7 protein-coding genes are annotated in these 8,488 nt (G+C 49.9%); 6 read left to right on the top strand and 1 reads right to left on the bottom strand.

What is annotated here, in order from left to right; translation table 11 throughout:
• The first annotated feature begins 192 nt into the window (after positions 1-192).
• The 6 genes from htpG to DXA87_RS05780 all read left to right on the top strand — a co-directional run bounded on the left by htpG (position 193) and on the right by DXA87_RS05780 (position 6,994).
• Positions 193-2,199, top strand: a complete 2,007-nt coding sequence (gene htpG, locus DXA87_RS05755; RefSeq protein ID WP_117503522.1) for a molecular chaperone HtpG — start codon at positions 193-195, stop codon at positions 2,197-2,199.
• Positions 2,189-3,154, top strand: a complete 966-nt coding sequence (locus DXA87_RS05760; RefSeq protein WP_117503523.1) for a CPBP family intramembrane glutamic endopeptidase — start codon at positions 2,189-2,191, stop codon at positions 3,152-3,154. Before htpG ends, DXA87_RS05760 begins: the two co-directional genes overlap by 11 nt.
• A gap of 237 nt (positions 3,155-3,391) precedes the next feature.
• A complete protein-coding gene (locus tag DXA87_RS05765) occupies positions 3,392-3,907 on the top strand; it encodes a deoxyuridine 5'-triphosphate nucleotidohydrolase (RefSeq protein WP_021904848.1) in 516 nt (171 codons plus the stop codon).
• Positions 3,908-4,018: 111 nt separating this feature from the next.
• Complete coding sequence (locus DXA87_RS05770) at positions 4,019-4,825, top strand: tetratricopeptide repeat protein (protein ID WP_117470796.1); 807 nt, start codon at positions 4,019-4,021, stop codon at positions 4,823-4,825.
• 8 nt (positions 4,826-4,833) lie between these two features.
• On the top strand, positions 4,834-6,087 hold the full coding sequence (gene hflX, locus DXA87_RS05775; RefSeq protein WP_117484791.1) for a GTPase HflX: 1,254 nt from the start codon (positions 4,834-4,836) through the stop codon (positions 6,085-6,087).
• A 37-nt stretch (positions 6,088-6,124) separates the two neighbouring features.
• On the top strand, positions 6,125-6,994 hold the full coding sequence (locus DXA87_RS05780) for a YitT family protein (protein WP_021904845.1): 870 nt from the start codon (positions 6,125-6,127) through the stop codon (positions 6,992-6,994).
• Positions 6,995-7,224: 230 nt separating this feature from the next.
• Here DXA87_RS05780 and DXA87_RS05790 read toward each other — a convergent pair whose 3' ends face one another.
• Positions 7,225-8,175, bottom strand: a complete 951-nt coding sequence (locus DXA87_RS05790; RefSeq protein ID WP_117503525.1) for a transporter substrate-binding domain-containing protein — start codon at positions 8,173-8,175, stop codon at positions 7,225-7,227.
• Positions 8,176-8,488 lie beyond the last annotated feature (313 nt).

Raw genomic sequence — 8,488 nt, forward strand, 5'->3', positions numbered from 1 at the left:
ATTTTATTAGCACTCATCAAAAATGAGTGCTAATTTTATTGACATTTTGATTTCCTGGTATTAAAATATGTCATGTTGAACAGAACAGCTGTTAAAAAGGCAGCTGGAAAACGATAAATGAAAATAAGCGGTCCGAAGGAATTATGAGAAATTCCCCCGCGCCGCAGGAATAGAAATAAGGAGTGGTTTAACATGGCAAAAAGTGGAAGTCTTTCAATCAACAGTGAGAATATATTCCCGATCATCAAAAAATGGCTGTATTCCGATCACGATATCTTCTACCGTGAGTTAGTCAGCAACGGCTGCGATGCCATCACAAAATTAAAGAAGCTGGCCCTGATGGGCGAGTACGAGACACCGGATGATGAGACCTATAAAGTTCAGGTTACTGTAAACCCGAAGGAAAAGACGATCCGGATCGAAGATAACGGTCTCGGAATGACAGAGGACGAGGCTGACGAGTATATCAACCAGATCGCTTTTTCCGGTGCGCAGGATTTCTTAAACAAGTACAAAGATAAAGCAAACGAGGACCAGATCATCGGTCACTTCGGACTTGGTTTTTACTCCGCGTTCATGGTAGCCGACAAAGTAACGATCGATACCTTATCCTACAAGCCGGATGCAAAGCCGGTCCACTGGGAGTCTGAGGGCGGTACCGAGTTCGACATGAAAGAGGGCACAAAGGAAGGACACGGAACCGTGATCACCCTGTACCTGAATGAGGACAGCGCTGAGTTCGCAAATGAGTACCGTGCAAGAGAGATCCTCGATAAATACTGCGCGTTCATGCCGGTTGAGATCTACTTAAACGATGAGACTGCAGAGCCGCAGTACGACACGATCGAAAAGGACGAGCTCACCGATAAAGATACAATTATCGAGACGATCGTAGAGCCTGCAAAGACAGAGGAGAAGGAAAAAGAGGACGGCACTAAGGAGACAGTTGAGGTTTCCCCGGCGAAAGAGAAATATAAGATCGCAAGACGCCCGGTTGCCGTAAACGATACGAACCCGCTCTGGAACAAGCATCCGAATGAGTGCACAGACGAAGAGTACAAGGAGTTCTACCGTAAGGTATTCCAGGATTTCAAGGAGCCGTTATTCTGGATCCACCTGAACATGGACTACCCGTTCAACTTAAAGGGTATCCTCTACTTCCCGAAGATCAATATGGAGTACGAGAGCATCGAAGGCAAGATCAAGCTCTATAATAATCAGGTATTCATTGCCGATAATATCAAGGAAGTCATTCCGGAATTCCTGATGTTGTTAAAAGGAGTGATCGACTGCCCGGATCTTCCGTTAAATGTATCCAGAAGTGCTCTCCAGAATGATGGGTTCGTTAAGAAGATCTCCGACTATATCACAAAGAAGGTTGCGGACAAGCTGTCCGGCATGTGCAAGACAGACCGCGAGAATTACGAGAAATACTGGGACGACATCAACCCGTTCATCAAATTCGGCTGCTTAAAGGATGAGAAGTTTGACGAGAAGATGAAAGACTACATCCTCTACAAGAATCTGGACGGCAAGTACCTGACTCTCGCTGACTGCCTGGAGGAGAACAAGGAAAAACACGAGAATAAGATCTTTTATGTAACTGACGAGAAAGAGCAGAGCCAGTATATCAACATGTTCAAGGAAGCTGGAATCGACGCTGTGATCCTTCCGAATCCGATCGATTCTCCGTTTATGCAGCATGTGGAGCAGAAGAATGAGGGCTTGAAGTTCCTGCGCATCGACGCGGATGTCAACGAGACCTTCAAGGATGCTGAGGAGACCGATGAGGCCGCGAAGGAGCAGGAGAAGAAGGATGCCGAGACTCTTGCGGAGGTCTTCAAGAAGGCCATCGGAAATGACAAACTGAACGTCAAGGTCGAGAAGCTGAAAAACGAGGGCCTCGCGTCCATGATCACTGTGTCCGAGGAGAGCCGCAGAATGCAGGATATGATGAAGATGTACAGCATGTACGGCGGCGGTTCCGATCTGTTCCCGGCGGAGGAGACACTTGTCCTCAACGCAAACAACGGCCTTGTAAAGTATGTGTTAAACAACAGGGACGGCGAGAAGACACCGATGCTCTGCGAACAGCTCTATGACCTTGCAAAGCTCGCTCACGGAAGTCTTTCCCCGGAGCGTATGACAAAGTTCATTGCGAGAAGCAGTGAGATCATGAAGGAAGAATATGGTGCATAAACGAAGAGATTTTCTGATCACGTTTACAATTTTATGCCTTGCCATGTGCGCCTGCTCAGGGTTCCAGTACCTGGGCAGCGCTTTCTATGGCCTGGTATGGCACCGGATCCATGGCCTGGGAAGCGGCGGAGCGCGTCTGCTTTCCGGGCTTTTTGATTCCCCGTGGACGGGAGTCCTGGTGCAGTATATCTTTTCTATCGGAGCTCCATTCCTTCTGGTGGTTCCGATGACATGTTTTGTGAGATCGGACCGGAGACCGGCTCATACACTTCCGGCGGAGGTCTGGATGTCGGCGCTTTTCATGTGCCTGGGACTTGGGTACATCTTTAATTTCCTCGGCGTGTTTCTGGACGTGTTTTTTTCTATATTTACGGGAGTTCCGGCGACGGATATGAACCCGGTGATGGACGCCCTCGATGAGCTGACGCCTGGAATGGTGATCTATACCTGCCTGATCGCCCCGTTTATGGAGGAGTTTATCTTCCGGGGAGTTCTCTTAAAGAAGGCGAGACGGTTCGGGGACCGGACAGCGGTTGTCTACTGTGCGGTCATGTTCGGGCTGATGCACGGAAATTTAAACCAATGCCTGTACGCGGTGGTGATCGGACTGATCCTTGGCTATGTGGCGGTGCGGACGAACCGGATTTTTTATAATGTGCTGCTTCACATGGCAGTGAATTCCTTTTCCATGATGTTAGTGCTGGTGGAAAATGGATTGAACGCACTGGGGATGAGCGCAATGGCGGCGGCGTTTTCTGTGGGAAGCTTCATTATGATCCTGCTTCTCATCGCAGCCGGGATCTACTTTTTCTTCCGGGACGGACGACGCTACTGGTGGCAGATGGGACGCCAGAACGGGTGGCCGACACCGTACAGGAGGTATGTGTACCTGAATCCGGGATTTATTTTATATATGATCATTTTCGGGATTGAGATGATATCGTATATTTTATAGAAAAAGTTTTCGAGAAAACAGCAGCCTGGAGAGAATATCCGGGAGTGTCGCGGCTGTTTGGAAAACCACATAGAAATGTACGTGAGAGACGGAATCATCCGGCAGAATATACTGTGGGCAGTGGACACATTGCCGCAATAACGCAGTGCATTCTGCCGGATTTTCTGTCTGAAACGCTTGAAAAGGGGGCGGGGTCTTGGTATAGTAGTGGGAGACCATTTACGAAGAGGAGACATCATGCAGAGAATCGCAAAATTTGAAAAAGTAAGCTTTGAGCAGTTTAAAAAAGACTGGCAGGGGGAACACCCGCAGGATACAGAAGAAGTGATCAGGGAAATCTACGATGGGATCAGACTTCCGAAGCGTGCCACAGCAGGCTCTGCTGGATATGATTTCTTCGCACCGGCAGCGTTCACGCTGAAACCGGGCGAGATGACAAAGATCCTCACAGGGATCCGCGCCCGGATCGATGACGGCTGGGTATTAAAGCTCTATCCGAGAAGCGGACTTGGATTTAAGTTCCGTCTGCAGTTAAACAATACCGTCGGGATCATCGACAGCGACTACTACGGATCTGACAACGAGGGCCATATCCAGGTGAAGCTCACCAATGACAGCCGCGAGGGAAAGACCGTGGAAGTGGAGGCAGGAACAGGTTTCTCCCAGGGGATTTTCGTGGAGTACGGAATTACGGTGGATGATGAGGCCGATGAGGTGAGAAATGGTGGATTCGGAAGCACGACGCGTGCGTAAAATGTGGAGAAAAGGGAAAGAATTCCCGAGGCCAGAGCGTGCTGAAGCTGAAGGTTCATGAAAAGACTTTACAAAGCATATAAAGAAACGAAATAAAACGTAAAATTTAAAATGTATAAACAGTATAAGAAAACAAGAAAAATAAGCAAAATAAAAAAGAGCATTGTATCAGCGTTATTTCTATCCGGTATGCTGCTCCTCCTCACCGGTTGCAGCCATGTGACCAGTGAGATGAAGGAGAGCAGGGAGAACGGCATCGCCCTCATGGAAAGCGGTGATTACGAGGGGGCTGTCGCGGAGTTTGACAGCCTGATCGACCAGACAACGCGGGTGACCTCTTTTGAGATCGATGTATTAAAGTACCGCGGTGAGGCAGAATTTATGCTGGGGGACTATGGTGCCGCGGCGTATACTTATGATACCCTGGCGAAGGTGGATAAGCCGAGAGCCGAGTATTACTACCTCGGCGCGGTGAGCCTCGCGAATTCCGGGGATCAGGATGGTGCTGAGAACCGCCTGGAGTCCGGTAAGAGCGCGGATGCGAAACATGAGGTTACAGGCTACGCAGAGGCGATGGAAGCCCTGGGGGCGGCATATATGACTGCCGGAGACGAGGAGAAGGCGGATGAGCTCTACCAGACTCTCGTGGATGAGGGCTTTTCCAGCACGGAAGTTTACAACCGCTGGATGATGGCTGCGATGGAAAAAGGCAATTATGAGGAAGCGCTGCAGCACGCGGAGGCGGGACTTGCCCTCTCTGATGACCGGGCAAAGAAAGAGATCGCCTTCAACCAGGCCGTGTGTTATGAGTACCTGGGCCAGTATGAGAAGGCGCTGGAGCTGTTCCGAAGCTACGAGGAGCAGTATGGACAGGACGAGAAGGCAGATCATGAGATCGCGTTTCTCGTGACAAGATAGGAGAAAGAATGGCAGAATTGATAGAGATCGGTGAGCAGCAGGAGCGGGTCATCCTGTTTGCTGCCAGCACGAACGCCTCCGATGACACGGAGGAGTCCGTGGAGGAGCTTCGGGAGCTTGTAAAGACCGCGGGAGCTGAGACCGTGGGAGTCGTGATCCAGAACCGGGAAAATATCCATCCGGGAACATACCTCGGAAAAGGTAAGATCCAGGAATTGAAGGAGATGGTCTGGGAGTCCGGCGCTACCGGCGTTGTCTGCGACGATGAGCTCTCCCCGGCACAGTTAAAAAACCTGGAGGACGCCCTGGACACAAAGGTCATGGACCGTACGATGATCATTCTCGATATCTTTGCCGCCCGTGCAAAGACAAGAGAGGGGAAGATTCAGGTAGAACTTGCGCAGTTAAGATACCGCGCCGTCCGCCTTGTGGGTCTCAGGAATTCCCTGTCGAGACTTGGCGGCGGAATCGGTACGAGGGGACCCGGTGAGACGAAACTTGAGGTGGACAGAAGACGGATTCACGAGAGGATCAGCCAGTTAAAATCGGAGCTCCAGGATGTGGAGCGCCACAGGGATGTGGTGCGGAAACAGAGAGAGCAGAGCGGAACGCTGACGGCGGCCATTGTGGGTTACACGAACGCCGGAAAATCTACGCTCTTAAATAAGCTCACAGGAGCCGGGATCCTGGCGGAAGATAAGCTCTTCGCGACCCTGGATCCGACGACGAGGGCATTGACGCTTCCGGGAGGGGAAAAGGTTCTCCTGACGGATACCGTAGGATTTATCAGAAAGCTTCCGCACCATCTGGTGGAGGCGTTCAAGAGCACTCTGGAGGAGGCGCGGTACTGTGATGTGATCCTTCATGTGGTGGACTGTTCGAACCCGCAGATGGACATGCAGATGCATGTGGTCTATGAGACTCTGCGCCGATTGGACATCAAGGACAAGGAGATCATCACGGTATTCAACAAGGTGGACCGCCCGGACGCAGATACCGCCTGCAGGGATATGTCCGCGGATTATAAAGTGAAATTATCGGCAAAGACAGGAGAGGGCATTGAGGAACTGCTGGATCTGTTTGCCATAATTTTGAGAAACCGCAGGATCTATTTTGAGAAGATATTCGCCTACAGGGATGCCGGACGGATCCAGACGATCCGGAAGAGCGGACAGCTTCTTTCGGAGGAGTATCAGGATGACGGGATCCATGTGAAGGCGTATGTGCCGGTGGAACTATTTGAAGAATTATATCGGGATTAAATGAATTCAGACTGGCAGATATAAGGGGGATAATCTTATGGAAAAGATGAGGGAAAAAGAGCTTGCTCTGGATCTTCTGGCAGATGTGGCGGGCGGTTTTGTACAGGCCGTCGCACTCCACTGCTTTATCAACAATATCGATATCGCGCCGGGAGGTGCCAGCGGTATGGCGATCCTGTTAAACCGTCTGACGAATCTCCCAATCGGTACCCTGACATTTCTGATCAATATTCCGCTTCTGATCGCGTCCTGGATCTATCTGGGAAAGGAGAAGACGATCAAAACACTGAAGACAGTTGCGATCATGACCGTGATTCTGGATGGTCTGGTGACACCGTATTTTCCGGTGTATTCCGGCGATAAGATGGTATCCTGCCTTTTCGGCGGAGTGCTGATCGGAATCAGTCTTGCCGTTATATTCATGCGCGGCTCCACCACAGGCGGAGGCGATATTGCCGCAAAGCTTTTACAAAAGTATTGTCCGCACATGCAGACCGGAAAAGCGGTTATGGCGACGGACCTTGTGATCATCCTGCTTTCCATGGTGGTATTCCGGAATATCGAATCCGGTCTTTATGGACTCATTAACATGGTGGTGGGAACATATGTGATCGATGTGATCCTTTATGGTATGAATAAGAGCACCATGATAACGGTCATTACAGAAAAACCGAAGGAGATCGCTGATGAGCTGATGGATGAGCTGGAGCGCGGCTGTACCTTTTTAAAGAGCGAAGGAGCTTATCGGAAAGAAGATGGAAAGACCGTGATCTGTGTTCTGGACAGAAAGCAGTTCTACAAGGCGAAGAAGATTGTCTATGATATCGATCCCAGAGCGTTTATGATCGTCTCTGAGGCTCAGGAAGTCTACGGGGAAGGTTTTCTGGATTCTGACTGGGAAGTGTAGGAAGAAACAAATGAATGCGGCAGGACAGACCGGATCACCGGATCCCGCGGGTGTGTCTGCGGCAGATAAGACGGAACAAAAAAGACGATCCGCTGATTACCTGGCGGATCGTCTTTTTGTCACAGAAGATCAGGGGGGGACCTCTGTGACGATAACTTCCGGCACCCGGGGAGGCGCCGGTGAAGGGGTACGGCCTGACCGCGGCCGCGGGGTTATATCAAAGGATCGAACTATTCGATAATGCCAAGGCTCTTCGCGTACTCTGTATACTCATCGTACCACTGATTGTAAAGATCTTTCTCAACGACTTCGTCGATGATCTCGTTGATCCGGTCTGTGAGGGCATCCTCACCCTTCGGGATACCGATTCTTGTTCCCTGTGTTTCAGGATCAACTTTGAAATACAGGTTCGGGACGATCACAAGATTGCTGTCCGGGTTGGATTCCAGATATAATCTTGCCATTCTGAGGGCTGCGACCATCACATCACCCTTTCCGGTCTCGACCATCAGGAAACCATCGTTTGTGGAGGAAACACGGTTGTATTTTTTGTAAGCCGGGATCTGCTCCTGTACGAACTGCTCCTGAAGGGAACCATTCTGGGCAACGACCACCTTGTCTGCAAGATCGTCGAAGGATTTGATGCTGTCAACATCTTCCTTGCGGACCAGAATGCCGTATGCTGTCTGCGGATCTTCGTCTCCGAAATAGTAACCTTTGGAGAGGTTCATGGTCTCGGCTCTTGCCGGTGTGTAGGCTAAGGAGGAGATCGCGAGATCATATTTTCCGGTCGTGATGCTTCCGAGAACGCTTGTGAAGTCCATCGGTTTTAAGCGGACCTCAACACCGAGTGCCTCACCGATGTACTTTGCAAGTTCGACATCAGAACCTGTGTAGGCCTCCTCGCCGCTCTTTGTGGGATCGATGAATTCGTTCGGAGCGAAGTACGGCTCAGTTGCGATCTCGATGTATCCGCGCTCTAAGATCTCGTTCAGGCGGTTATTGGAACCGGTGGTCTCAGATGCGATGATTCCTGCGTCTGTCTGAGGAGCTGCTGGCTCTCCGGAAGTTGTCTGCGGGATCGTAGCGCCCATTGCGGAGGAACCGGAACATCCGGTGAGTGCCGCAGCGGATAATAAAAGTGTTGTACCTAAGATGAGAAGCTGATTTAATTTCTTCATGGATTGGTTTCTCCTTGTATGCTGACTGATTTATCGTGTTAACAAGATTCTGATTTAGCGTGGTAAATTGTTATCATGGTGAAGAGTATACAGAAGGAAAAGCGATTTGTCAAGTAGGTTATTAAAAAAATATGAAAAAAATGTTACAGTTCAGTCATTACATCTTCTTGTTTCCATATTCATGAAAACAAGAAGCTTGGTGGTTCCACCATATGCTGATTTGGATGAAAAAGTGCTTATGCAAGCAAGCTTGCAACACACTTTCTCATTCAAACCAGCGCATGGCTGAACTGTAACAAAAAATACCCGGTGG

Origin of the sequence: Desulfotomaculum sp. OF05-3 (assembly GCF_003435535.1) — a bacterium.
GTDB lineage: Bacteria > Bacillota > Clostridia > Lachnospirales > Lachnospiraceae > Pilosibacter > Pilosibacter fragilis.

Excerpts from the sequence above, each read along its gene's own strand:
- htpG (WP_117503522.1), top strand. The coding sequence starts at position 193 with ATGGCAAAAAGTGGAAGTCTTTCAATCAACAGTGAGAATATATTCCCG.
- DXA87_RS05760 (WP_117503523.1), top strand. The coding sequence starts at position 2,189 with ATGGTGCATAAACGAAGAGATTTTCTGATCACGTTTACAATTTTATGC.
- DXA87_RS05765 (WP_021904848.1), top strand. The coding sequence starts at position 3,392 with ATGCAGAGAATCGCAAAATTTGAAAAAGTAAGCTTTGAGCAGTTTAAA.
- DXA87_RS05770 (WP_117470796.1), top strand. The coding sequence starts at position 4,019 with ATGTATAAACAGTATAAGAAAACAAGAAAAATAAGCAAAATAAAAAAG.
- hflX (WP_117484791.1), top strand. The coding sequence starts at position 4,834 with ATGGCAGAATTGATAGAGATCGGTGAGCAGCAGGAGCGGGTCATCCTG.
- DXA87_RS05780 (WP_021904845.1), top strand. The coding sequence starts at position 6,125 with ATGGAAAAGATGAGGGAAAAAGAGCTTGCTCTGGATCTTCTGGCAGAT.
- DXA87_RS05790 (WP_117503525.1), bottom strand. The coding sequence starts at position 8,175 with ATGAAGAAATTAAATCAGCTTCTCATCTTAGGTACAACACTTTTATTA.